22 protein-coding genes are annotated in these 23,872 nt (G+C 72.1%); 11 read left to right on the forward strand and 11 right to left on the reverse strand.

The genetic code is table 11. The annotated features are described in order from the left end of the window. Positions 1-43: 43 nt before the first annotated feature. The 4 genes from ACN28F_RS23945 to fabG all read left to right on the forward strand — a co-directional run bounded on the left by ACN28F_RS23945 (position 44) and on the right by fabG (position 3,619). Positions 44-1,123, forward strand: a complete 1,080-nt coding sequence (locus ACN28F_RS23945; protein ID WP_421359778.1) for a WD40/YVTN/BNR-like repeat-containing protein — start codon at positions 44-46, stop codon at positions 1,121-1,123. After that, positions 1,124-1,399: a MoaD/ThiS family protein gene (locus tag ACN28F_RS23950; RefSeq protein ID WP_289210128.1), complete on the forward strand. Its 276-nt coding sequence runs from the start codon at positions 1,124-1,126 to the stop codon at positions 1,397-1,399. A gap of 67 nt (positions 1,400-1,466) precedes the next feature. Continuing rightward, positions 1,467-2,741: an MFS transporter gene (locus tag ACN28F_RS23955; protein WP_289210129.1), complete on the forward strand. Its 1,275-nt coding sequence runs from the start codon at positions 1,467-1,469 to the stop codon at positions 2,739-2,741. 119 nt (positions 2,742-2,860) lie between these two features. Then, complete coding sequence (gene fabG / locus ACN28F_RS23960; RefSeq protein WP_289210130.1) at positions 2,861-3,619, forward strand: 3-oxoacyl-ACP reductase FabG; 759 nt, start codon at positions 2,861-2,863, stop codon at positions 3,617-3,619. Positions 3,620-3,630: 11 nt separating this feature from the next. On the opposite strand, the gene ACN28F_RS23965 is transcribed toward fabG, so the two are convergent. After that, positions 3,631-5,256, reverse strand: a complete 1,626-nt coding sequence (locus ACN28F_RS23965; protein WP_421359781.1) for a glycoside hydrolase family 43 protein — start codon at positions 5,254-5,256, stop codon at positions 3,631-3,633. A 271-nt stretch (positions 5,257-5,527) separates the two neighbouring features. Between ACN28F_RS23965 and ACN28F_RS23970 the strand changes: the two genes are divergently transcribed. The 5 genes from ACN28F_RS23970 to ACN28F_RS23990 all read left to right on the forward strand — a co-directional run bounded on the left by ACN28F_RS23970 (position 5,528) and on the right by ACN28F_RS23990 (position 11,662). Continuing rightward, positions 5,528-6,814 (forward strand): extracellular solute-binding protein, encoded by a 1,287-nt coding sequence (locus ACN28F_RS23970; protein ID WP_289210132.1) that lies wholly within the window; start codon positions 5,528-5,530, stop codon positions 6,812-6,814. A 3-nt stretch (positions 6,815-6,817) separates the two neighbouring features. Further along, the gene (locus ACN28F_RS23975; RefSeq protein ID WP_289210133.1) at positions 6,818-7,810 is read left to right on the forward strand and encodes a carbohydrate ABC transporter permease; all 993 of its coding nucleotides are present in this window, start codon (positions 6,818-6,820) and stop codon (positions 7,808-7,810) included. Beyond that, entirely contained in the window at positions 7,807-8,703 is an 897-nt protein-coding gene (locus ACN28F_RS23980; RefSeq protein WP_421359783.1) for a carbohydrate ABC transporter permease, read from the forward strand. The genes ACN28F_RS23975 and ACN28F_RS23980 overlap by 4 nt, the downstream gene beginning before the upstream one ends. Before the next feature lie 137 nt (positions 8,704-8,840). Then, positions 8,841-10,853, forward strand: a complete 2,013-nt coding sequence (locus tag ACN28F_RS23985) for a hypothetical protein (protein WP_421359785.1) — start codon at positions 8,841-8,843, stop codon at positions 10,851-10,853. Positions 10,854-10,903: 50 nt separating this feature from the next. Continuing rightward, on the forward strand, positions 10,904-11,662 hold the full coding sequence (locus ACN28F_RS23990; protein ID WP_289210136.1) for an arginase family protein: 759 nt from the start codon (positions 10,904-10,906) through the stop codon (positions 11,660-11,662). On the opposite strand, the gene atzF is transcribed toward ACN28F_RS23990, so the two are convergent. The 9 genes from atzF to ACN28F_RS24035 form a co-directional block, all read right to left on the reverse strand. Beyond that, positions 11,634-13,445: an allophanate hydrolase gene (gene atzF / locus ACN28F_RS23995; RefSeq protein WP_421359787.1), complete on the reverse strand. Its 1,812-nt coding sequence runs from the start codon at positions 13,443-13,445 to the stop codon at positions 11,634-11,636. The two genes, ACN28F_RS23990 and atzF, sit on opposite strands and share 29 nt — an antisense overlap. Before the next feature lie 92 nt (positions 13,446-13,537). Then, positions 13,538-14,710: a BMP family ABC transporter substrate-binding protein gene (locus tag ACN28F_RS24000; RefSeq protein WP_421359789.1), complete on the reverse strand. Its 1,173-nt coding sequence runs from the start codon at positions 14,708-14,710 to the stop codon at positions 13,538-13,540. Between the two features lie 19 nt (positions 14,711-14,729). Beyond that, complete coding sequence (locus ACN28F_RS24005) at positions 14,730-15,641, reverse strand: ABC transporter permease (protein ID WP_421359791.1); 912 nt, start codon at positions 15,639-15,641, stop codon at positions 14,730-14,732. Next, positions 15,638-16,696, reverse strand: a complete 1,059-nt coding sequence (locus ACN28F_RS24010; protein ID WP_421359792.1) for an ABC transporter permease — start codon at positions 16,694-16,696, stop codon at positions 15,638-15,640. Before ACN28F_RS24010 ends, ACN28F_RS24005 begins: the two co-directional genes overlap by 4 nt. After that, positions 16,693-18,258 (reverse strand): ABC transporter ATP-binding protein, encoded by a 1,566-nt coding sequence (locus ACN28F_RS24015; protein WP_421359793.1) that lies wholly within the window; start codon positions 18,256-18,258, stop codon positions 16,693-16,695. Before ACN28F_RS24015 ends, ACN28F_RS24010 begins: the two co-directional genes overlap by 4 nt. Beyond that, positions 18,255-18,977 (reverse strand): GntR family transcriptional regulator, encoded by a 723-nt coding sequence (locus ACN28F_RS24020; protein ID WP_289210142.1) that lies wholly within the window; start codon positions 18,975-18,977, stop codon positions 18,255-18,257. The genes ACN28F_RS24015 and ACN28F_RS24020 overlap by 4 nt, the downstream gene beginning before the upstream one ends. Before the next feature lie 102 nt (positions 18,978-19,079). Then, positions 19,080-19,598, reverse strand: a complete 519-nt coding sequence (locus ACN28F_RS24025) for a DinB family protein (protein ID WP_421359795.1) — start codon at positions 19,596-19,598, stop codon at positions 19,080-19,082. Further along, positions 19,598-20,251, reverse strand: a complete 654-nt coding sequence (locus tag ACN28F_RS24030; protein ID WP_421359797.1) for an SAM-dependent methyltransferase — start codon at positions 20,249-20,251, stop codon at positions 19,598-19,600. Before ACN28F_RS24030 ends, ACN28F_RS24025 begins: the two co-directional genes overlap by 1 nt. Beyond that, on the reverse strand, positions 20,248-21,312 hold the full coding sequence (locus tag ACN28F_RS24035) for an alpha/beta fold hydrolase (RefSeq protein WP_421359798.1): 1,065 nt from the start codon (positions 21,310-21,312) through the stop codon (positions 20,248-20,250). The genes ACN28F_RS24030 and ACN28F_RS24035 overlap by 4 nt, the downstream gene beginning before the upstream one ends. Positions 21,313-21,392: 80 nt before the next feature. On the opposite strand from ACN28F_RS24035, the gene ACN28F_RS24040 reads away from it, so the two are divergent. Continuing rightward, positions 21,393-21,974 (forward strand): helix-turn-helix domain-containing protein, encoded by a 582-nt coding sequence (locus tag ACN28F_RS24040; protein WP_421359799.1) that lies wholly within the window; start codon positions 21,393-21,395, stop codon positions 21,972-21,974. Here ACN28F_RS24040 and ACN28F_RS24045 read toward each other — a convergent pair. Beyond that, positions 21,916-23,106 carry a sigma-70 family RNA polymerase sigma factor gene (locus ACN28F_RS24045; protein ID WP_421359801.1) on the reverse strand — a complete coding sequence of 397 codons (1,191 nt, stop codon included), beginning with the start codon at positions 23,104-23,106 and terminating at the stop codon, positions 21,916-21,918. The two genes, ACN28F_RS24040 and ACN28F_RS24045, sit on opposite strands and share 59 nt — an antisense overlap. 124 nt (positions 23,107-23,230) lie before the next feature. On the opposite strand from ACN28F_RS24045, the gene ACN28F_RS24050 reads away from it, so the two are divergent. After that, positions 23,231-23,872: a maleylpyruvate isomerase family mycothiol-dependent enzyme gene (locus ACN28F_RS24050; RefSeq protein WP_421359802.1), complete on the forward strand. Its 642-nt coding sequence runs from the start codon at positions 23,231-23,233 to the stop codon at positions 23,870-23,872.

Consider the following 23,872-nt stretch of genomic DNA (forward strand, 5'->3'; position numbering starts at 1 on the left):
CGTGCGAACCGGAGGGTGATCAATGGGGACACCAGGTACGCGAGTGCTGCTCGCGGTGGGAACGGCGAAGGGCCTGTTCGTCGCCACCAGCGACGACGACCGGCGTAGTTGGCAGGTGACCGGCCCGCACCTGCCGATGACCGCCGTGTACGCCGTCGCGGTCGACACCCGTCGGGCGGTGCCCCGGCTGCTCGCCTCGGTCACCAGCTCCCATTTCGGGCCGAGCGTGAGCGTCAGCGACGACCTCGGACGCACCTGGTCGGAGCCGCCGCAGCCGCCGGTGGCGTTCCCGGCCGACACCGCAACCGCCCTGGACCGGGTCTGGCAGCTGGTGCCGGCGTCACCGGCCGAGCCCGACGTGGTGTACGCCGGCAGCCAGCCGTCGGCACTGTTCCGGTCGACCGACGGCGGGGTCAGCTTCGAGCTGGTCCGACCGTTGTGGGACCACCCGCACCGGCCGCAGTGGGGTGCCGGGTTCGGCGGTCAGGCGATCCACACGGTGCTGCCCGACCCCCGCGACCCGGCCACCGTGCTGGTCGCCATGTCTACCGGCGGCGTCTACCGCACCGGCGACGCCGGGGCGAGCTGGGCACCGGGCAACACCGGCATCCGGGCCTACTTCCTGCCCGACGAGTGGCCGGAGTTCGGCCAGTGCGTGCACAAGGTGGCCCGGGACGCGGTCGCGCCGGACCGGCTGTATGCGCAGAACCATCACGGGGTCTACCGCTCGGACGACGCCGGGGCCACCTGGTCGTCGATCGCCGACGGACTGCCCAGCGACTTCGGGTTCCCGATCGCGGCACACCCGCACCGGTCCGGGGTGATCTACACCTTCCCGTTGACCGCCGACGCGCAACGGTTCCCGGTCGACCACCGCTGTCGGGTGTTCCGGTCCGCCGACGCCGGAGCCAGCTGGCAGCCGTCGACGGCGGGCCTGCCCGAGCACCCCTACTACCCGGTGGTGCTGCGGGACGCGTTGACCACCGACGACGCGCCGACCGCCGGGGTCTACTTCGGCTCCCGCAGCGGCGACGTCTTCGCCAGCCGGGACGAGGGCGACTCGTGGCGGACCGTCGCCACCGCCCTGCCCGACGTGCTCTGCGTCCGCGCGGCGGTGGTCTGAGTGGTGACCCTGCTGGTGCCGGGTCCGCTGCGGGCCGACAGCGACGGCCAGGCCCGGTTGTCCGTCGCGACCTGCGGCACGCTGCGGGCGGTCCTCGACGAGGTGACCGAGCGCTGGCCGCGCCTGGCCCGCCGGATCCGCGACGAGCAGGGCCAGATCCGCCGGTACGTCAACGTCTACGTCGACGGCGCCGACCACCGGCACAGCGGCGGTCTGGACACTCCGGTCCCGGACGGTGCCCAGGTGCAGGTGATCGGATCGGTCGCCGGCGGCTGAACCCCCGTCCGGGGGATCCGTCGAGGCGGCCGCGACCACCCTCAGCTGGACCGGCATGATGCCGGGCGTGCCACGCCTTCTGATCGACCTCAGCCCGCTGCGGTCCAGTGTCCCGTACCGCCGGATGTGGCTCGGCACCTCGCTGTCGGCGATCGGCACCGGCCTGACCACCGTCGCGGTCAGCCTGCAGATCTACGACATCACCGGGTCGACCTTCAACGTCGGCCTGGTGGGGCTGTTCGCGCTGGTACCACTGGTGGCGTTCGGCCTCTACGGCGGGGCGATCGTCGACGCCTACGACCGGCGTCGGGTGGTGGTGACGACCTCGACCGGCCTGCTGCTGGTCGGAGTGGGCTTCACCGCCCAGGCCTGGTTCGACGTCGGCAGCGTCGGGCTGCTCTACGCCCTGGTGGCGGTGCAGAACGCGCTGTTCGCGGTCAACAATCCGGCCCGTACGGCGATCGTGCCGCGGCTGCTGCCGGTCGGCCTGCTGCCGGCGGCGAACGCCCTCACCGGTCTGTCGATGGGCCTGTCGTACACGGTCGGCCCGCTGCTCGCCGGGGCCCTGGTCGGCTGGTGGGGCTACTCGGCGACGTACGCCGTCGAAGTGGCGCTGGTGGCGGTGGCGCTGGTGACCCTGGTGGCGTTGCCGCCGGTGCCGCCGGAGGGCGAGGTCCGCCGGGCCGGGCTGGCGTCGGTCTGGGAGGGCCTGCGATTCCTCGGCACCCGACCCAACGTACGGATGACGTTCCTGGTCGACCTGGCCGCGATGGTGTTCGCCATGCCACGGGTGCTGTTCCCGGCGATCGGAGCGACCGCGATCGGCGGCGGGGCGACCACCGTCGGTCTGCTCAGCGCCGCCATCGCCGCCGGTACGGTCACGGCCAACCTGTTCTCCGGCCCGCTGGGCACGGTCCGTCGGCAGGGGCTGGCGGTGCTGCTGTCGGTGGCGGCGTGGGGTGCGACGATCATCGCGTTCGGGCTGGTCGTCGCCGCGTCGCCCGGCCCGGCACCCGGTGGCGGCGCGGGTCCGGCACTCTGGCTCGCGGTGGCGGCGCTGGTGGCGGCCGGTGCGGCCGACGCGGTCAGTTCGGTGTTCCGGATGACGATCCTGCAGGCGGCGACGCCGGACGCGCTGCGGGGCCGACTGCAGGGGGTCTTCATCGTGGTGGTCGCCGGTGGTCCGCAACTGGGCCAGCTGGTGCTGGGCACGACCGCGCAGTTGACCGGGGAGGCGCTGGCCGCCGTGACCGGCGGCGCGGCCTGTCTGCTGGTGCTGGTGGCGCTGGCCCGCTACCAGCCGGGGTTCGCCCGGTACGACGCCCGGGATCCCACTCCCTGAGCGGCCGACCGGCACCGGCACAATGGTCGGCACCGGCACATCGGTCGGCGCCGACCACGAGACGGTCTGCGCTGACCCGTCCGACCGCCGGTACCGACGTGCGCCGAAGGAGTCGCTCGATGGACAGGTTCACCGGCCGGGTCGCCGTGGTCACCGGAGCCGCCCAGGGGATCGGGGCCGCCACCGCCAGGCGGTTGGCCGACGAGGGTGCCACCGTGGTGCTGGTCGACCTGAGCGCACAGCGGGCCCAGCCGGTGGTCGACGAGATCGTCGCCGCTGGTGGCGCGGCGGTCGCCGTCGGCTGCGACGTGACCGACCCGGTGGCTGTCGACGCCATGATCGACCGGTTGGCGGCCGACCACGGTCGGCTCGACATCCTGGTCAACAACGCCGGGATCACCCGGGACAACATGCTGTTCAAGATGCCGGTCGACGACTGGGACGCGGTGCTGCGGACCAACCTGTCGAGCATGTTCCACTGCTGCCGGGCGGTGCAGCGGCACATGGTCCCGGCCCGGTACGGCAAGATCGTCAACCTGAGCAGCCGGTCCGCGCTGGGCAACCGTGGCCAGGTCAACTACGCGGCGGCGAAGGCCGGGGTGCAGGGGCTCACCGCGACCCTGGCGATCGAGCTGGGGCCGTACAACATCAACGTGAACGCGGTCGCCCCCGGCTACGTGGCCACGGCGATGACCGCAGCGGTCGCCGACCGCATCGGCGTGGACCCCGAGGAGCACCGCCGGCAGGTGGCCGAGCAGACGCCGTTGCGCCGGGTCGGTCAGCCGGCGGAGATCGCCGCGGTCATCGCCTTCCTCGCCAGTGACGACGCGTCCTACGTCAGCGGACAGACCCTGTACGTCAACGGCGGTGCCCGCTGACGCGACCGGGCTCACCGCTCCCGGTAGCTGGCGTGGTCGAAGTCGGCGTAGCCGCCGTCGTTGCCGATGTCCTGCACCCAGAGGCCGACGAACGCGCCGGTGAACCCCCACGCCTCCGGCTCGCCGTCGGTCATCCGGGCGGCGTACTCGTCGGACAGGATCGTCGCGTCGAGCTCCACCGGCAACTCCCGCCACTGGTCGCCCCGGTGGTAGCCGAACCGCAGCACCGGGCCGTCGAACACCACCCGCAGGCCGAGCTGGTCGACTTCGGTGACGTCGACACTGACCTGCGGGTACGCCCGGCGGCGCCCGCTGTCGCAGCTGAGCAGCTGCAGCTCCTGGCGACCGTCGTCGGTGCGGGTGACGTACGCGTAGTGCCAGTTCTCGGTGTTGTAGTAGCCGGTGACCCCGGCCAGCTGGCGTGGGGTGTCCGCGCGGAACTCGACGACGGTGTCGAACACGCAGTGCGACGCCCCCACCCGGCGGGCCACCAGGCTGGGGCGCTGTCGACCGACCGGTGACTGACCGCCGACGACGCGCAGGTGCGACGGGCGGCTGGTCAGGTCGAGCCAGTCCGGCGTGGCCGGGCGGCGCAACGTGGCCCAGCGTGGACCGAGTTGCGGGCTGTCGAAGTGGTCGGTCTCCGGCTCGGCGGGCCAGGGGTGCGCCGGCAGGTCGGGGGCGGGGACCTGTTCGGCCGGGAGCTGCCCGGCGACCCGGGGCCAGCCGTCGGCGGACCAGTCGACCCGCGCGATGGCGGTCTCCCGGCCGAGGACGCAGCGGCCGAGCGGGGTGTACGGCCGGGCGACCAGGTGGGCGAGGTACCACTCGCCGCGTGGTGTCTGCACCAGGCTGCCGTGTCCGGCCTTCTGCAGGGTCAGCTCGGGGCGACCGACCGAGGTGAGCATCGCGCCCTGCGGGTCGGCCTCGTACGGCCCGTGCAGCGACTGGGACCGGGCGACGGTGACCTGATGCTCCCAACTGGTGCCGCCTTCGGCGGTGACCAGGTAGTACCAGCCGTCGCGCCGGTAGACGTGCGGCCCCTCGGTGAGCCCGGCCGACGTACCGGTGAAGATGGTGACCGCGTCGCCGACCAGTCGCTGGGCCTCCCGGTCGTAGCGCTGGATCTCGATACCACCGAAGCGGTCCCGGCCGGGCCGCCAGTCGGCGGTCATCGCCAGCAGCCAGGTGCTGCCGTCGTCGTCGTGGAACAACGAGGCGTCGAAGCCGTGGGCGTGCAGCCGCACCGGGTCGGACCAGGGCCCGTCGATCGACGGCGCGGTGATCAGGTAGTTCTGCGGGTCCCAGTAGCCGCTGGCGAAACTGGACACATCACTGTAGACGAGGTGGAACAGCCCGTGCGCGTACGTCAGGTCGGGTGCCCAGACGCCGCAGGAGTCGCCGGCGCCGGTGAGGTCCAGCAGTCGGCGTTCGGTGAGCACTCCGCCGATCGGGCGCCAGTGCACGAGGTCCCGCGAGTGGTGCAGGGTCACCCCGGGGTACCACTCGAACGTCGAGGTGGCCAGGTAGTAGTCGTCGCCGACGCGCAGCACCGACGGGTCGGGGTAGAACCCGCGCAGCACCGGATTGGTGATGACCCGGGCCGAGGTGGCTACTTCGGTCGTTTCGGTCGGCATCAGTGGTCCTCCGGGCTCGGGCTGCGGCACCATTTCGATAGTTTTCCGGAAAGTATGCCACCAGGATCGATGTTGCGGGAGCCATTGATTCCTGCGCATGGCATCGGGATTCCGGTCTTGACCGTCGCGGGATGCCGTCGTAGCGTGACCGCAACCATTGCCTGATGTCGATCTAGCGGCGAAAAGTTTCGGTGACCGGGATCGATCGTATTTGGTATCCGACGGCGTGCGTGTCCTCCGCGACGTGCCCGCCCATGTGAGGGGACGGCGCATGGCGAGTCCGATCCACCTGTCCCGCCGGTCGCTGCTGGGCCTGGCCGGCCTGGGCGCCGGAGCGCTCGCGCTCGGCGCCTGCGGCGGTGACGACGGCGACGGCGGTCCCGGCTTCGACTGGTGGCACATCCAGAACACCGACCCGATGCTGCCGGTCTGGGCTGCCCTGGCCGAGGAGTTCCAGGCGCAGAACACCGGCGTCACGATCACCGTCACGCCGTTGGAGAACGAGGCGTTCAAGGCCCGACTGACCACCGTCACCCAGGCCGGCAACCCGCCGGACCTGTACCACACCTGGGGCGGTGGGGTGCTGCGCCAGCAGGTCGAAGCAGGACTGTGCAAGGACATCACCGACGCCGTCGCCCCCTGGCGGGACATCCTCGCCCCGGCGTCGACCCTGCCGTACGAGGTCGACGGCCGGCTGTACGGCGTTCCGTTCGACATCGGCATGGTCGGCTTCTGGTACAACAAGGCGCTGTTCGCCGACGCCGGTGTGGACGCGCCGCCGCAGACCTGGGCCGAGTACCTCGACGTGGTCCGCGCGCTCAAGTCCGCCGGGATCACCCCCGTGGCGCTTGCCGGGGGCGAGAAGTGGCCGGGCCACTACTACTGGGCCTACCTCGCGATGCGCATCGGCGGCCTCGAGGCGCTCGACCAGGCGGCGCAGGACAACGACTTCACCACCCCGGCGTTCATCGGCGCCGGCGAGCGGTTGGCCGAGCTGGTCGCCCTCGAACCGTTCCAGCAGGGCTTCCTCGGCGCGTCGTACGGTGATCCCGACGGCCAGGCCGCCGCGATGGGCAACGGCCAGGCGGCGATGGAGCTGATGGGGCAGTGGGCGCCGGTGGTCCAGGAGGAGGCGTCCGGTGTCGAAGGAGGCATCGGCGAGAATCTCGGCTTCTTCCCGTTCCCGGCGGTCGACGGCGGCGCGGGTTCGGCGTCGGACGCGTTCGGCGGCGGCGGCGGTTTCGCCGTCGGCCGGGAGGCACCCGACGACGCGCTGCGGTTCCTGGAGTTCATCAGCCAGGTCGACAACCAGCGCCGGGCGGTCGCCACGGGTGCGTTCCTGCCGGTGACCATCGGCGCCGAGGACGCCATCACCGACCCGAACCTCGCGCTGGTCGCCGAGACCCTCGCCACGGCGACCGGCTTCCAGCTCTACCTGGACCAGGCCTACGCCCCGGCGGTCGGCCAGGAGGTCAACGACCGGGTCGCCGAGCTGATCGCCGGGCAGATGTCCCCGACACAGGTGGCCGAGGCGGTCACCACCGTGGCGCAGCGCTGAGCGATGTCGGCCACGCCCACCGTCGCCGACCCGGCGCGTGCCCCGGGTCGGCCACTGACCCCGAGGGCCGACCGCGCCCTGCGGCGCCGCCGGATCAGCGACCGGATCACCATCGTGGCGTTCCTGCTGCCCGCGCTGGTGCTGTTCGCCCTGCTGGTGATCGTGCCGATCCTGGTCGCCGGCTACACCAGCTTCTTCCGGTGGAACGGATTCGGCGGCGTACCGACCGACTTCATCGGCCTGGACAACTTCGTCCGGCTGCTGGCCGACCCGGTCTTCCTCGGCGACCTGCGGCGGGGGGCGCTGCTGCTGGTGCTGTCGGTCACCGTCCAGCTGCCACTGGCCCTCGGCCTGGCGCTGCTGCTCAACCAGAAGCTGCGCGGCCGGGCGGTCTACCGGACACTGTTCTTCGCCCCGTACGTGTTGTCCGAGGTCATCACGGCGGTCCTGTTCACCATGGTCTTCTCCCCGAACCGGGGACTGGCCAACCACCTGCTCGGCCTGGTCGGCCTGGAGGCGCTGAGCTCGACCTGGCTCTCCGACCCGTCCACCGTGCTGTACTCGGTCTTCCTGGTGATGACCTGGAAGTACTTCGGCTTCCACATGATCCTGCTGCTGGCCGGTCGGCAGAACATCCCGGCCGAGCTGCACGAGGCCGCGGCGACCGACGGCGCCGGCGGATGGCAGACCTTCCGGCACATCACGTTGCCGCTGCTCGCCCCGACGATCCGGATCTCGCTGTTCCTGGCGGTGATCGGCACCATCCAGCTGTTCGACCTGGTCTGGGTGCTGACCGGCGGTGGTCCGTTGAACGCCTCGGAGACGATGGCGGTGACCATGTTCCAGTACGGCTTCCGTCGCTTCGAGGTCGGCTACGCCAGCGCGATCAGCATCGCCATGTTCCTGATCAGCCTGCTCTTCGCGGTGCTCTACCAGCGGTTCGTGCTGCGCCGCGACCTCGAAGGAGCCATCACCACCATGCGGGGCCGCAGATGAGCAGACCGGCACGTTCTCCGCACCCCACGGCAGGTGGGTCCACCAGCGCCGCCGTGGCCGGCACCCGCCACCGCCGCACCCTGCGGGACCTGTCGCTGCATGCCGTCTCGGCCCTCGTCGGACTGCTGATCATCGTACCGATCGTCTTCGCGGTGCTCGGCGGCTTCAAGGACAACTCCCAGCTGTCGACCAACCCGTTCGGCCTGCCGGCGCCGTGGATTCCGGCCAACTACCTGGAGATCCTCGGCTCCGGATCGTTCTGGCGGCAGCTGTTCAACAGCACCCTGATCGCGGCCAGCGCGGCCCTGCTCGTCGTCGTGGTCGCGGCGCTGGCGTCGTTCATCTTCGCCCGCTACGCCTTCCGCGGCCGGGAACTGGTGTTCCTGTTCTTCACCATCGGACTGATGTTCCCGTTCGCGGTGGCGATCCTGCCGCTGTTCATCCTGCTGCGCACGCTGGGGCTGCTGGACAACCCGCTCGGGGTGATCCTGCCGCAGGCGGCCTTCGGGCTGCCGGTGACGATCATCATCCTGCGGTCGTTCTTCCGGGCCATCCCGGCCGAGCTGGAGGAGGCGGCGATCCTGGACGGCTGCACACCGTTCGGCTTCTTCTGGCGGGTCCTGCTACCGATGGCCCGGCCGGCGATCGCCACCGTCTCGGTGCTGGCCATCGTCGCCAGCTGGAACAACTTCATGCTCCCGTTGGTGGTGTTCAACGACCCGAGCTGGTGGACCATCCCGGTCGGTGTGCAGGAGTTCCAGGGCCAGTACGCCGACGACAGCGCCAAGGTTCTGGCGTACGTGGTGCTGGCGATGGTGCCGGCGCTGGCCTTCTACGCGGTCGCCGAGCGCCAGTTGATCGGTGGCCTGACCGTCGGCGCGACCAAGGGTTGACCGTCGGCGTGATCAAGGGTTGACCATCGGCGTGATCATGGGCTGACCGCCCGGCCAGACGACGCCGCCGGTCGGCCGGACTTGCCGACCTGCGGACGGTTGTCCGCCCACCGTCGGTCAACGAAGACTCCGAACCCATGACCCGCGGCAGCCTCGTGACCGTCTCGGCCGTCGTGGTCGTCGTCCTCGCCCTGGCCGTCACCGTCACCCTCGTGGTGCTCGGCCGCGATGGTCCGCCGTTGACCGCGAGCGACCCGGGTGCCGGGATCTCCGTACGGGTGGACGGCTCGGCCGTCGACGGCCGGGGTGCCAGCCTGCGGGTCGAGGCGGCCGACGATCCACCGGCGTTCCCGCAGCAGAGCATGATCACCCCGCTCGGTGAGGTCGCGCGGGTGGAACTCGACGGCGGCGAACTCACCGGGCCGGCCACCATCACCTTCGACTACCCGCCGGACGCGCCGGTCGACGACATGTTCATCGCCACCTACGTCGCCGACTGGGAGCAGTGGCTGCCGCTCGGCGGCGACATCGACACCGCCGCCGGCACCATCAGCACCCAGACCCGGCACTTCTCCTACTGGGTCGTCGCGGCCTGGGACCAGGAGGAGACCGCCGCGCAGGCGGCGCTGGTGCTGCAACGCGAGATCAACGCCAACCGGTACGCACGGGGCGTCGCCGGGATCCTGTCCGTGCCGCCGCCGCTGGAGTGCCGCTACCAGGCCCTGCCGGTCCGGGTCGACCTGGGCGACTTCATCCCGGGGATGGACACCTGCGCCCGGTTCCACCCCGACCGGGACGGCACCTACCAGTTCAGTATCGGCAACACGGTCGGCTATCCGCTGCTGCTGGAGTTCCCGCCCGCGCTGACGGTCGAATCGGCACCCGACTCCGGCACCGGGCCGACCGGCCGGGACAACATCTACACCGCGCTCGTCGAGGACGTCCGGACGTTGATGGGCGACACCGCCGTGGTGCTCAGCTCCGGCACCCGGGTCACCTTCCGACTCGACCCGGCCAAGCTGCCAGAGTCCGGTACGGTGACCCTCAGCGCCCGGCTCGACTACGGGCACGTCCTGCTGGACGCCTCCGGCCTGCTGCTGCAACTGCTGCTGCCGCTGAGCCCGGACAGCAGGGCGCTGCAGCTGTGGCGGCAGTCCGAGAAGTACCTGCAGACCGCCGAGTGCATCCTGACCGAGAGCATCAAGCTGGGTCGGATCGTCGGCAACCCGAACGGCGCCGACCTCACCGGCTGGGTGCTGTCGGCCGCGAACGCCTACTACGAGGGCGTGGTGCGGTGCGCCGAGCCACTCGTCGACTTCGTGATCAAGTTCATGGAGAAGCCGGCGGAGACCTACGTCGAAGGGATCTTCAACGGGATCAGCAACAGCCTGAGCGGACTGCTGAAACGGCGCTTCGACGCGGTGCTCGCGATCTGGCGCAACGCCGGGGCGATCCGCGAGCTGCTCTCCGGCACGGTGGAGCTGGCCCGACAGACCTTCACCGGCGACAGCGGCCGCCGGTCGGTGCGGCTGACCGTCACCGATCCGCCGCTGGACCGGCTGGCCGAGGTGGTGCCCCGCCCCGGGGACGGCAACTTCGTCACCGGCACCGGCCCGACTGATTTCGTGGTGACGCAGGAGAGCCAGTTCGCCCCGTTCGGCCCGTTCCGGGGCTGCCCGGGTGACCCGGAGTGGCAACTGGGCTGGAGTTCGACCCCGCACGGCACCGGCTACCTCTACCTGGGTGGGGCCAGCGACCTGATCAGCGCCCAGGTGCAGGTGTCACACGTACCGGCCGGGCAGCGGGCCGCCGTCGAGGAGTATCTGCGGCAGCTGGGGTCCGTCCAGTGCCGTGCCGAGCGGACCGCCGCCGACTACACCGACTACGGCCCGGTGGTGACCGCCCGGGACTACCCGGCGGTCACCCTGGTCTGGAACGCGGTGGAGCAGACCCCGGACTACCAGGCGGCCGGCAGCATCTGGTGGGGCTTCGACCCGCGTACCGGCTATCTGCTCAAGTTGCAGACCCAGCCGTTCGACAATCCCGAGATGCCGATCGGCGAGGTGACCGAGCACAGCGAGACCGCCTGGTACTACCTGGTGAAACGCGCCGAGGCGATGCTCGGCACCGGGCTGGCGCCGGCGTCCTGAGCCAGCCCCGTCCCCTGTGGAGGGGCGGTGTCCACGGTAGTCTCTGCCGGGTGACGAGCATCCTGGTGCCCTACCATCTCGACGAGTACCTGCCCGAGCTGGACGTGCCGGGGACGGCGGAGACGACCGTCCTGCCGTCGCTGCCCGAGGGCACCGAGTGGGCGCGGCTGGCCTGGCTGTACGGGGCGGTCGCGGTGACCGTCGCCGGTGCGGTCTCCGCCGGCCACCGTCCGCTGGTGCTGTCCGGTGACTGCACCACCTCCCTCGGGGTGCTGGCCGGTCTGCAGCGCGCCGGGGTCGACCCGGCGGTCGTCTGGTGCGACGCGCACGGCGACCTGCAGACCCCGGAGACGACCAGCAGCGGCTATCTCGGCGGGATGCCACTGCGGCTGCTGACCGGCCACCGCCCCGAGCTGATCGCGACGGCGCTCGACCTGATCCCGGTGGCGCCGGACCGGGTCGTCCTCGTCGACGGCCGGGACCTCGACCCGCCGGAGGTCGACCACCTGCGGGGGTCGGCGATCCGCCGCTGCGGGGTCACCGACCTCGCGGACACCGTCGCGCACCTGCCGGACCAGCCGATCTACCTGCACCTGGACGCCGACATCGTGGACCCGGTGGACCTGCCGGGGCTGCGGTTCCCCGCGCCGGGCGGACCGCACCTGACCGAGGTGGCCGACGCGGTGACGACCCTGCTGGACACCGGCCGGGTCGCCGCCGTCGGGATCGCCTGCACCTGGGAGCCGGGCCACGGGGCCGCCGCCCGGTTCGGCCCGCTGGTCAGGGAGCTCCTGCGCCGGCTGGCCTGACCGCGGGGGGGTCGGCCGCCGGCGACCCCGGCGGCCCGCCGGCGAGGGCGGCCCGCCAGCCACCGGCGGCGGTGACGTCGACGGCGTCGCGGACGCCGTGCTCTTCAGCGAGGAACCCGGTGACCCGGCTACCGTCGTCGAGTTCGACCGAGCCGAGCCCCAGCGGCGCCGGTACGGTGCCCAGCAGCGCGCCGACGGCCTGATGCGGCAGCCGCCACACCTCGACAGCGATGCCGCCGGGCGGGCCGTCGCCGGTGTGGACCAGCCCGGGGCGGGGCAGGCCCGGCCCGGCCAGCCGGTAGAGCCGGTAACCCGGGGCGGTCCGGGCCCGGTAGGTCAGCCGCCCGCCCAGCTCGACCAGCTGATGGTTGAGCGGCAGCCCGGTCAGGTGCGCGCCGGCCACCGCAACGGTGGTCGTCCCGGTCGGTGCGTCGACCGGGGCGGCCACCGGTTCGCCGCACCACTGCGCGGCCAGGTCGAGCAGCGGGCCGTCGGCGAAGGCCGGGGCGATGAACTGGACACCGAACGGCAGCCCGTCGGCGCGGGTCCCGGCCGGTACGGCGACCGCGCACAGGTCGAGCAGGTTGACGAAGTTGGTGAACCGGCCCAGCCGGGCGTTGACACCGACCGGGTCGGCGGCGACCTCGGCCAGCTTGGGGTGGCCGGGGGTGACCGGCAGCAGGAGTGCGTCCACGTCGGACCAGACGCCCTCGGTGTGGCGGCGCAGCGCCGCCAGGCGGTCCAGTCCGGCGAAGACGTCGGGCCCGGCGATGTCACGTCCCCGCGAGACGATGGTCCGTACCGTCGGGTCGAGGTGCGGGCCGTCCGGCTCCAACAGGTGCCCGAACGCGGCCCAGCGGGCGGCCAGCCACGGTCCGTCGTAGAGCAGCCGGGCGGCAGCCAGGAACGCGGTGACGTCGACCTCCACCACGTGCGCGGCGACGGTCCGCAGCCGCCGCAGCGCCGCCCGCCAGGCGGTCTCGTGCACCGGGTCGAGGTCCAGCGGCCGGTCCGGTACGGCGACCACCCGCATCCGGGTGGCGACCCCGGCCGGCGGTTGGGCCGGCATCGGCCGCGACCACGGATCGTCGGGATCGGCCCAGGTGAGGGCGGCGAGCGCCGGGCGGGCCCCGGCGACGGTCCGGGTGAAGGTGGTGACGCAGTCCAGCCCGGCGCAGGCGGGCAGTACCCCGACGGTGGAGATCAGCCCCCGGGTCGGTTTCACCCCGACGATGCCGTTGAAGGCCGCCGGCACCCGGCCGGACCCGGCGGTGTCGGTGCCGAGCGCCAGCGGCACCAGGCCGGTGGCGACGGCGAGGGCGCTGCCGGAGCTGCTGCCGCCGCTGACATGGGCGGCGCTGGCCGCGCTGTGGCAGGCGCCGTACGGGCTGCGGGTGCCGACCAGCCCGGTGGCGAACTGGTCCAGGTTGGTCTTACCGATGACCACGGCACCGGCGTCGGTGAGTCGGCGTAGCGCGGTGGCCGAGGCGGTGGCCGGTCGGCCGGCCAGGGTCGGGCAGCCGGCGGTGGTGGGGTGGCCGGCCAGGTCGAGGTTGTCCTTCACGGCGACGGCGGTGCCGGCCAGCGGGGCCTGCGGGTCGACGCGGGCGGCGGCGTCGGCGACCTCGGCCGGGTCGAGCAGGGTGATCCAGATCGGCTGTTCGGGGTCGGCGGCCAGCTGCGCGGCGCGGGTCGCGGCGGCCAGCTGCGCGGTGGGAGTGGCGGCGGCCGCCCGCGTGGTGCGGGTCGCTGCGGTCACGTCGTCCGGTGCGGTCGATGTCACGGGGGATACCTCCGGTGGCGCCGGGGGTACGGCCGGTGCGGGACCGGGCGCGCGGTGGGGCGCGCACACCGGCCGTACCCCCGGCGGGTCGGTCAGGACGACGGGATCTGGCCGACGACGCCGTCGACGAAGTAGTCGATCGACTCGATCGTCTGGTAGTCGGGGATGGTGTCGGCGGGTACCCGTACGGTGCCTGCCTGGTCGACGACCGGCCCGGCGAACGGCGAACCGTCCTCGGCGCTGATCTTGGCCTTGGCCTGTTCGACGAGGTCCTTGGTCTCCTCGTCGACCGCCGGCCCGTACGCCGACTGCACGAACGGGTTGTCGCCGGTCTTGAGCCCGACCCGGAAGTTGGCGTTGTACTCGCTGCCGGTGAACTCACCGTCCACGATGGTCTCGACCATCTTCGTGTACAGCGGCCCCCAGTCCCATTCGGAGCCGGTGAGCCAGCCGGTCGGGGCGAGTTCGCTGGCGTCGGCGTGGTAGCCGACGGTGTAGGCGCCGGCCGCCTCGGTGGTGCGGATGATGGTGGCGGTGCAGTCCTGGTGCTGGCTGATCACGTCGACGCCCTGGGAGAGCAGGCTGTTGGTGGCTTCGGCCTGCTTGGCCGGGTCGCACCAGCTGGAGGTGTTGACCACGTAGGTCTTCGCGTCGGGGTTGACCGAGGCGGCACCGAGCTGGAACGCGTTGATGTTGTCCAGCGTCTGCGAGATCGGGAACGCGTACACGTACCCCAGTTTGTTGGTCTTCGTGGTTTTTCCGGCGACGATGCCGGCCAGGTAGACCGGCTCGTAGACGGTGCCGAAGTAGGTGCCGAAGTTCGGCGGCAGGTCGCCGTCGACGATGTTGCCCTGTTGCAGCACCACCACGTCGGGGTTGGCGGCGGCGACCTTGAGCGCCGGGTCCTTGTGGCCGTACGAGGTGGCGAAAATGATCTTCGCGCCCTTGCGGATCATGCTCTCCATCACCCGGGTGGCGTTGTCGTCCTCCGGGACGTTCTCGGCGGTCAGCACCTCCAGATCCGGGTACGCGGCGGCGACGGCCTGACTGCCGGCGTACGCGGCCTGGTTGTAGCCGTAGTCGTCCTTGGGTCCGACGAAGATGAAGCCGATCGCGGTGCCGCCGGTGCCGGGCGCCCCGGCGGCGTCGCCGGTCGACGCGGCGGTGGTGGTGTTGGTGGCGCAGCCGGCCAGCAGTACGGCGGCGAGCGTGGTGGCGGCCGTGGCGGCAAGCGCGCCGCGACGGGACAGTCTTCGGATGCTCATCTGGGGGTTCCTCCGTGATCTATTTGGCGGGGGTCAACTCGAAGACCCGGGAAAGTCCTTCCGGGGCGGCGTTGCTGCGGCGGCGGCCGAGCAGTACCAGCGCGGCGATGGTCACCAGGTACGGCAGTGCGTCCAGGGCGAACTGGTTGAAGCCCAGGCCACGGGCCTGCAGCGCGGGGGAGAGGGCGAGGGCGGCGCCGAACAGGTACGCCCCGCCGACGGCGCGCAGCGGATGCCAGGCGGCGAAGATGACCAGGGCGACGGCGATGAAGCCCCGACCGGCGGTCATGTTCTCGAACCAGGCGGTGGCGTACGCGGTGGACAGGTGCGCGCCGCCGATACCGGCGAGCAGACCACCGGTCACCACGGCCAGGTAGCGCACCAGCTGCGGCGAGTGCCCGTACGCGGTGAGCACCTCGCCGCGTTCGCCGGCCCCCCGGATGGTCAGGCCGACCCGGCTGCGGTACAGCAGCCACCAGATCGCCGGGGCGAGCAGGTAGGAGCCGTAGACGAGCGGGTCGTGCTGGAAGAAGATCGGCCCCAGCCAGGGGATGTCGGCCAGCAGCGGGATCGGGTACGGCTGGAACGGGCTGATCGCCCGGCCGACGTACGCGGCCCCGAACATCGAGGTCAGCCCGAGGCCGAGGAAGAGCACGACGAGACCGGTGGCGAGCTGGTTGGCGCCCCGGCCGAGCACCATCACCGCGTGGACCAGGGCGAGCAGGCCGCCGGCGGCGGCCCCGGCCACCACCCCGGCCCACGGGCTACCGGTCTCGGCGGTAACGGCGTACGCGGCGAGCGCGCCGGTGAGCATGCTCCCCTCGGTGCCGAGGTTGATCACCCCGGCGCGTTCGGCGATGGTCTCGCCGAGGGCGGCGTAGAGGATGGCGGTGCCGCCGCGCACCCCGCCGGTGAGGACGTCGACGATCACTTCTTGCTCCTTCGGGTGAAGCCGAGCACGACGAGCAGCACGATGGCCATCAGCACGTTGACCGAGGCGGCCGGCAGGTTGGCGTCGATCTGCAGGCTGTCGCCGGTCATCGCGATCGCGGCCAGCAGCAGCGCGGCCAACGCGACCCGCAGCGGCCGGTGCAGCGCCAGCCAGCTGGCCAGGAAGCCGACGTAGCCGAAGTTGGCGGTCATGCCGGGGCGCAGCTTGAACTCCGTACCGGCGAAGTGGACCAGCCCGGCCAGGCCGGCGAGTGCGCCGCCGACGAGCATCGAGGTGACCAGCAGCGTGCCGACCCGCAGGCCGGCGCGGCGGGCCGCTTCCGGGTTGCCGCCGACGACCCGCAGCCGGAATCCCCAGCCGGTGCGCGACATCAGCCACCAGATGGCGACCAGCGCGATCCCGGCGACGACGATGCCGGTGTTGAGGGTGCCGCCGGGCACGAACAGTGGCAGCCGGGCGGTGTCGGCCAGGGGTCGGCTGGCGGGTTGGCCGAAGCCGGAGGCGTCCTTCCACGGGTCGTAGATCAGCAGCAGCATGATGTCGATGGCGATGAAGTTCATCAGCAGCGTGGTGATCGCCTCGTTGACCTTGACGGCGAGCCGCAGGCCGGCGGCGATGCCGGCCCACGCCGCGCCGCCGACCATCGCCGCGACGATCATCAGGGCAAGGACGACCGGGCCGGGCAGCCGCTGGTCGGTGACGAGGCCGACGCCGGCGGCGCAGACCGCGCCGATCACGATCTGGCCTTCGCCGCCGACGTTGAGCAGGCCGGCCCGCGCCGGTACGGCGACGGCGAGCGCGGCGAGCACCAGCACCGAGGCCCGCACCAGTACGGTCTGCGCCTGGGCCGGGTCGGCCAGCGACGTCACCATGTCGCCGTACATGGCCAGCGGGTCCACGCCCTTGGCGGCGGCGAAGGCGCCGAAGATCACCGGAGCGGCGAGTACGGCGACGATGACCCGCAGCCACAGTTTTGCTCGATTGTCGACAGTTTTTGCCTGTTCGGGGGCAGGGCGTACCAACGTGTCGGTCACTTCAGGTCACTCCTACCAGCCGCTTCGGCGTGGTTGCCGCCCAGCATCAGCTGGCCGATCGCGTACCGGTCGGTGCTCGCCGGTGTCACGACCCCGGCCAGCTCCCCGTTGTGCAGCACCGCGATTCGGTCGCTGATCGCCAGCAGCTCGTCCAGGTCCTCCGAGACCACCAGCACCGCCGCCCCGGCGTCGCGCTGCTCCAGCAGCAGCTCCTGGGTCCGCCGGGTGGTCGCGATGTCCAGCCCCCGACTCGGGTACGCGGCCACCACCACCGTCGCCGGCGCACCCAGCGCCCGGGTCAGCAGCACCCGTTGCACGTTGCCGCCGGACAGCTCGGCCACCACCCGGTCGCCGGCCGCCATCCGCAGCCCGGCCCGCTCCTCGCGCCGGGCGGCGTCGGCCGTCACCGTCCGCCAGTCGATGCCCAGACCCCGACGGACCGCGCCGAGATCGGCCAACGCCATGTGCTCGGTGACGGTCAACCCGGGCACCACCGCGTCGGTGAGTGGATCCTCCGGCACCCCGACCGCCCCGGCGGCGAGGGCCTGCCGGGGCCGGCCGTGCACCACGACGTCCCCGATGTGCACCGAACCGGCGGCCACCCGGCGCTCGCCGAGGATCACCTCGCACAGCTCACGTTGCCCGCTGCCGGCCACCCCGGCCACCCCGACCAGCTCACCCGGGCGCAGGTCCAGGTCGATCGCGCGCAGCGCCGGCGCACCCCGGTCCCCGGTGACGTCGACACCACGCAGCCGCACGATCGGCTCGACGTCAGCGCCCGGCGGCTGGCGGTGGCCGGCCAGCCCCGGCACCGAGCGGCCGACCATCGCCTCGACCAGCTCCGCGTCGGTGTGCCCGGCCGGATCGGCGTTGCGCAGCACCACCCGACCGCCGCGCAGCACGGTCACCCGGTCGGCGATCGCCCGCGCCTCGGCCAGCTTGTGGGTGATGATGACGATCGACAGTCCGTTGGCCCGCAACGCCCGCACCGCGGCGAACAGCGCGTCGACCTCCTGCGGGGCCAGCACGCTGGTCGGCTCGTCGAGGATCAGCAGCCGTGCCCCGGCCATCAGCACCTTGAGGATCTCCACCCGCTGGCGTTCCCCGATGGACAGGTGCGCCACCAGCGCGTCCGGGTGCACCGGCAGGCCGTACCGCCGGGCCTGCTCGGCGATCCGCGCGGACAGTGCCCGCCGCTGGAACCGCAGCCCGCGACCGGGCAGGGCCAGGGCGATGTTCTCGGTGACGGTGAACGCCGGGATCAGCCGCAGATCCTGGAAGACCATGCCGATCCCGGCCGCGCGGGCCGCCGCCGGCGAGTCGATCGCCGCCGGTACGCCGTCCACCCGCAGCTCACCGGCGTCCGGCCGGTACACGCCGTAGATCAGTTTCATCAGTGTGCTCTTGCCGGCGCCGTTCTCGCCGAGTACGGCGTGCACCTCGCCGGGTGCGACGTCGAAGTCGACGCCGTCGTTGGCGACGACCGCGCCGAACCGGCAGGTCAGGTTGCGGACCGACAGCAGCGCGGTGGCGCTGTCCACCGGCGCGGCCACGGCGGTCATTGCAGCGGCCTTGTCTCGACGGCCATCATCCGGGTCAGGGCCTGCGCGGCCCGTTGCTCGACGACGGCGACGGATTCCCCCAGATGCATCGTGAACCTCCGGTGTGCGGTGTCGAGGTCGCCACCGAGGACGGCCTCCAGGATGCCGAGGTGCTGCGCGATCGTCCGGTCGATCCGCTCGGCGGAGAGGAAGTCGTGCATCCGGACCACCCGGATGCGTTCGTTGACCACGCCGAGCATCCCGGCGAGGGCGTTGTTGCCGGTGGCCTCGGCCAGCCGGACGTGAAAGCTCTCGTCGAGCAGCACGAAGCCGGGATCCGGCTCCGGGGTGTCGCGGCGCAGCACCAGCCAGTCGTCGCGCAGCGGCTCGACGACGGCCGGGTCGTGCGGCTCACCGGTCTCGGCCGGCCGGTGCAGCGCCGCCAGCTCCAAGGCGCGGCGTACCTCGTACAGTTGCCGGACCTCGACCAGGTTGGACGCCGCCGGTACGTAACCCCCGTCCGGCAGGCGTTCGACGAGGCGCTCGGCGTGCAACCGGGCCAGGGCCTGGCGGACCGGGGTACGCGAAACCGACAGCAGGGTGGCCAGCCGCTCCTCGCCGAGCCGGATCCGCAGCGGGAAGTCACCGACCAGCAGCCGCCGCTTCAGCTCGGTGTAGGCGTGCTCACCGGCCTGTGCTCGCGGAGGTGTGTCCAGTCTTGTATCCAACGCCGGATCCATGAACGGACCGTAGGGGCGTCGTGCTTCCACGGTGTTTCCTGACGGTAAGCAGCCGGACGCGACAGCGGGCAAACCAGACCGATCCCGCGCATGTCCGGTGGGTCAGCGGCCGGTGGAGCCGTCGATCTGCTCCCGCAGGATGTCGGCGTGACCGGCGTGCCGCGCGGTCTCCTCGATCATGTGCACCAGCACCCACCGTCTCGTCGGCGGCAGGCCGCGGCCCGGCGGCCGGGCCGCGGGACCTGCCAGGTCGGTCCAGCCGTCGACGACTTCGTTCGCCCGCGCGATCGTCTCCCGGTAGTCGGCGAGCCGCCCGTCGACCGTCTCCTGCGGGTCCGGTCGCAGGGTGGCGCGCAGATCGGAGATCGGCTCGCCGAGGAAGTAGAACCGCTCGACGTGGGCCAGATGCTTGATCAGCCTCAGCAGGCTGGTGCCGGACGGCACCCCGGCGGTACGGACCTGCGGCTCCGGCGTGCCCGCGACCTTGCCCGCGATCGAGTCCCGCAGGTAGTCGAGGAAGCCCACCAGGGTGGCCTGCTCGCCCGGCGCGGTCCACGCCGGCCCGGTGTCCTTGCGCCTGCGCCGTGCCCTTGGTGACGTCGGCCGCTCCGTTGCCGGCATCAGCCGTCCCCTTCGGTGCGCCGGATGAGCAGCACGTTGTCGATCACGGTGGCGGTCTGGCCGCCCGGCCCGGTGGCCCGCCGCTGCGGCATCTCGGCGCGCAGCACCGTCCACTGCTGCGGATCCAGATCGAGGCTCGCGGCGACCTCGTCGGGCGTCGGCAGGTGGGCGTCCGGGTCCTGGTTCCACGACCAGGGCGCGACGGAGCCGTGGTCGACGATCAGCAACCGGCCGCCGGGCCGCAGCGCCTGCGCGGCGGTACGCAGCACCCGGCTGCGGTCCAGCGCGAACGGCGTGTGGAAGTACTGCGCGTTGACCAGGTCGAACGTGCCGGTCGGGAAGCTGTGCGCCAGATCGTGCCGTTCGCCGGTCACCTGGTCGCCGAGGCCGAGCTCGCCGGCTGCCGCCTCGACGCGCTCCACCGCCGTACCGGAGATGTCCACGGCGGTGACCCGCCAACCACGCTGGGCGAGCCAGATGGCGTCGCCGCCGGGGCCGCACCCTAGATCCAGGGCCACGCCAGGGCTCAGCGATTCGGCGATCTCGACGAGTCGCTGGTTCGGCGGCTTGGCCGAGCCGGCCAGGTTGCGGTGCAGCTCCTCCCAGAACGTCTCGGGGCCGGCGTCCAACTTCGGGCCCTGCCATCCATTCATCGATCTTCTCCTTCGGTGAAGAACGCCAGCAGTTCGGTGGTGACAAACGTCGTGTTCTCCTGCGGCAGCCAGTGGCCGGCGGCCGGCACCTCCACCGCGCGGGTGATCCGGGTCATCCGGGGCTCGACGGTCGACCGGGTGAACTCCAACAGGCCTTCGGCGGTCATCAGCATCGTCGGCATGCTGATTGGCGCCGCAGCCGTGTTGTCCCGTTCGTCCTGATCCAGGGTGCGGTACAGCTCGAATCCACCGGTCAGCACCTGCGGGCGGCGGTAGGTGCGGGCGAACTCGTCGATCTGCGCGTCGCTGTACGGAGCCTCCGCACCGGGCCCGCCGAAGCTCGTCCCGCCGTAGGCGACGTAGCCGAAGAACAGGTCGAGGTACTCGCGGACGTCGTCGGCGACGATCGTCTCCGGGAACGTGTCCTGGTCGTGGAAGGCGAGATGCCAGCTCAACGTCCGGTACGTCGCGGCGTCGAGCGCCGGGCCGGGCAGCGGGTAGTCCAGGTGGGCGTACCTGACCACCTCGTCGGGGAACTGCGCGGCGTACTGGAACCCGACCCCGGCCCCCAGGTCGTGCCCGACCAGGTTGACCCGGCGCAGGCCGAGCTGGTCGGCGAGCAGCGTGTGGACGTACCGGGCCAGGGTGGCCTTGTCGTAGCTCGGCGGCGCGCCCTCGCTGTCGCCCAGCCCCGGCAGGTCGACCGCGTACACCGTGAACCGCTCGGCGAGCGCAGGCATGATCGGCCGCCACTGGTACCAGGACTGCGGCCAGCCGTGCAGCAGGACCAGCGGCTCGCCGGTCCCGCCGGTGACGTAGTGCATCCGTACGCCGTCGACGTCGGCGCTGCCGTGCCGGAACAGCCGGTTGAACTCGGCGTCGTCGCGGGTGGCCGCGTCGGCCGCCGTCGACGATCCAGTGGCAGGCGTACCCGCAGCGGTGTCCGGTGTCGATCCGTCTGCCGTCGTGCATCCGGCCGTCAGAATGAGCGCGGCCGCGAGTGCGGTCAGGCGGCGTGACCACCGTACGGCGGTCGTCGATGGTGCTGTCGTGGTGATCATGTGTCGTTACCTCCGCCGCCAGCATCCGGATCGCCGGGACGAGGTTGCAAGAAAAGTTGCCGATCCGCATCATAGGTGCCATGAGTGTCACCGCAGCGGACGTCCTTGCCGGGGTCGGCCCACGCCTGCGCGCCCTGCGCCGGGCACGTGGCGTCACCCTGGCCGGCCTGGCCGAAGAGACCGGTCTGACCCCGAGCACGCTCTCCCGCCTGGAGAACGGCAAGCTCCGCCCGACGTTGGAGCAGCTGCTGCCGCTGGCGCGGGCACACGGCGTACCGCTCGACGACCTGGTCGCGGCCCCACCCACCGGTGACCCGCGGATCCACCTGCGGCCCATCCGCCGCTCCGGGCTGACGATCGTGCCGCTGACCCGCCGCGCCGGCGGCGTCCAGGCATACAAGGTGATCTATCCGCCGGCCGGCCGGTCACCCACCATGAAACTGCAGACCCACGACGGGTACGAATGGTTCTACGTGCTCAACGGGCGGATCCGGTTCGTCCTCGGCGACCAGGAGTTCGAGCTCGGCCCCGGCGAGGCAGCCGAGTTCGACACCCGTACGCCGCACTGGCTCGGCAGCGCCGACGCCCAACCGGCGGAGACGCTCACCCTCTTCGGCGCCCAGGGCGAACGCGCCCACCTGTCGCCGGTGCCGACCAACTGACATCAGCGCCATCGGAGGCGGACCGGGTGCCGCCCAGCGCAGCGGCACCGGTCGCATCGTCGGGTTCGGTCAACTCGCGTGGGACGCCCGCGCCCGCTTCCATCTCTGCGATCCGGCGGCGCAGCTCACGGCCGTTGGCGCCCCGGGACAGGTACTCCGTCTCGCGCCAATCGTCATCGTCCGGCGCGAACAGCGTCAACAGACGATCGACGTTGAGGTACGTGGTGATGCCGGCGACCTGGCCGTCCGCCACGTCGAGCAGGACCAGGGCGAACGGTACGTGCCCGGCCGGGCCAGGTCGGGTCTGCCAGAACGCCGGTGAGCCGTTCGCAGCGGTCGGCAGCAGCCGCGCGCCGGCACAGCCCGACCGTGGGTCGAGCAACGCGGTCCGGATGTGCTCGCGGCCCCGCAGCGACCACCGGAACGGCGGCATGGTCATCGTGGCGTCCTCGTGCAGCAGCGCGACGAGGGCCGTGACGTCGTGCTGCTCGAACGCGGCGCAGTAGCGGGTGAGCAGGTCGCGTTGCCGGCTGTCGGACGGTCGTAGCGGTTCCCCCGGGTCGGGGGCGGCGGTGCGCAGCGTGGCCCGCGCCCGTTGCAGTGCGCTGGTCACCGACGCGACGCTGCTGTCCAACAGGTGCGCGACCTCGTCGGCCCGCCAGCGGAGCACGTCGCGCAGGATCAGCACCGCCCGCTGCCGGGGCGGCAGGTGCTGCAGCGCGGCGACGAACGCCAGCCGCAGCGACTCCCGTTGCAGCACCACGCTCTCTGGGGACGCGTCGACCGGCACGACCAGGTCGTCCGGGACCGGCAGCACCCAGGCGTGCTCCGGCACCGGTGGGCCGAGGCCGCCGCCGGCCTGCGCCGCCGGGTCGAGGTCCATGGTCAACGCCCGCCGCTGTTTGCTGCGCAGCATGTCGACGCAGACGTTGGTCGCGATCGAGTAGAGCCAGGTGCGCAGCGAGGCGCGCCGCCCGTCGTACCGGTCGAACGAACGCCAGGCGCGGAGCATCGTCTCCTGGACCGCGTCCTCGGCCTCGAAACCGGAGCCGAGCATCCGGTAGCAGTAGCCGGTCAACTCGACGCGGAACGGCTCCAGCCGTTCTGCGTCGCTGGTCGAGGTCGGTGCCACCCGCCCGACGATACGGGCCGCCGCTCGGCCGGGCAGGTCCGGCGACGACCGATGAGTTTCGCCGGCCCACGCCGTACACCTCTGCGGAGGCGCGACCGGCGCGCCGGCCACGGAGGGAAAAGACATGAATCAGACCGATCGGGTACGGGAGGCGGTCGCCGCGCATCGCCGCGACCTGGTGGCGCTGCTCGCCGAGCTCGACCCGGGCCAGTGGGACGGCGCGACGCTGTGCGCCGGCTGGCGGGTACGTGAGGTCGTCGCCCACATCACCATGCCGTTCCGTACCTCATTGGGCCGGATGATGCTGGACCTGGTCCGCGCCGGTGGCCGGTTCGACCGGATGGCCGACCGCAGCGCCCGCCGCGACGCCACCGCCATGTCGCACGAGCAGTTGTCGACCGCCCTGCGGGACAACATCGACCACCCCTGGACGCCGCCCGGCGGCGGCCCGGCCGGGGCGCTCGCCCACGAGGTCATCCACGGCCTGGACATCAGCGTCGGTCTCGGGCTCGGCTACCGGGTGCCGATCGATCGGCTCAAACTGGTGCTGGCCGGGATGCGGCCCCGCAACATCGCCTACTTCGGCACCGACCTGACCGGCGTCCAACTGCAGGCGACCGACCTCGACTGGAGCCACGGCAGCGGGACACCGGTGCACGGGGCGGCACAGGATCTGCTGCTGGTCGTCTGCGGCCGGCGCCTCCCGCCGGGCCGGCTCACGGGTTCCGCCGCCGACCGTTTCACCAGATCGGCGACCGCGTCCTAG

It is taken from the genome of Solwaraspora sp. WMMA2101 (assembly GCF_049179175.1).
Classification (GTDB): domain Bacteria; phylum Actinomycetota; class Actinomycetes; order Mycobacteriales; family Micromonosporaceae; genus Micromonospora_E.

Bases quoted from the DNA above. Each gene is read 5' to 3' on its own strand.
- fabG (WP_289210130.1), top strand. From the start codon at position 2,861: ATGGACAGGTTCACCGGCCGGGTCGCCGTGGTCACCGGAGCCGCCCAG.
- ACN28F_RS23965 (WP_421359781.1), bottom strand. From the start codon at position 5,256: ATGCCGACCGAAACGACCGAAGTAGCCACCTCGGCCCGGGTCATCACC.
- ACN28F_RS23970 (WP_289210132.1), top strand. From the start codon at position 5,528: ATGGCGAGTCCGATCCACCTGTCCCGCCGGTCGCTGCTGGGCCTGGCC.
- ACN28F_RS23975 (WP_289210133.1), top strand. From the start codon at position 6,818: ATGTCGGCCACGCCCACCGTCGCCGACCCGGCGCGTGCCCCGGGTCGG.
- ACN28F_RS23980 (WP_421359783.1), top strand. From the start codon at position 7,807: ATGAGCAGACCGGCACGTTCTCCGCACCCCACGGCAGGTGGGTCCACC.
- ACN28F_RS23985 (WP_421359785.1), top strand. From the start codon at position 8,841: ATGACCCGCGGCAGCCTCGTGACCGTCTCGGCCGTCGTGGTCGTCGTC.
- ACN28F_RS24000 (WP_421359789.1), bottom strand. From the start codon at position 14,710: ATGAGCATCCGAAGACTGTCCCGTCGCGGCGCGCTTGCCGCCACGGCC.
- ACN28F_RS24015 (WP_421359793.1), bottom strand. From the start codon at position 18,258: ATGACCGCCGTGGCCGCGCCGGTGGACAGCGCCACCGCGCTGCTGTCG.
- ACN28F_RS24020 (WP_289210142.1), bottom strand. From the start codon at position 18,977: ATGGATCCGGCGTTGGATACAAGACTGGACACACCTCCGCGAGCACAG.
- ACN28F_RS24025 (WP_421359795.1), bottom strand. From the start codon at position 19,598: ATGCCGGCAACGGAGCGGCCGACGTCACCAAGGGCACGGCGCAGGCGC.
- ACN28F_RS24030 (WP_421359797.1), bottom strand. From the start codon at position 20,251: ATGAATGGATGGCAGGGCCCGAAGTTGGACGCCGGCCCCGAGACGTTC.
- ACN28F_RS24035 (WP_421359798.1), bottom strand. From the start codon at position 21,312: ATGATCACCACGACAGCACCATCGACGACCGCCGTACGGTGGTCACGC.
- ACN28F_RS24040 (WP_421359799.1), top strand. From the start codon at position 21,393: ATGAGTGTCACCGCAGCGGACGTCCTTGCCGGGGTCGGCCCACGCCTG.
- ACN28F_RS24050 (WP_421359802.1), top strand. From the start codon at position 23,231: ATGAATCAGACCGATCGGGTACGGGAGGCGGTCGCCGCGCATCGCCGC.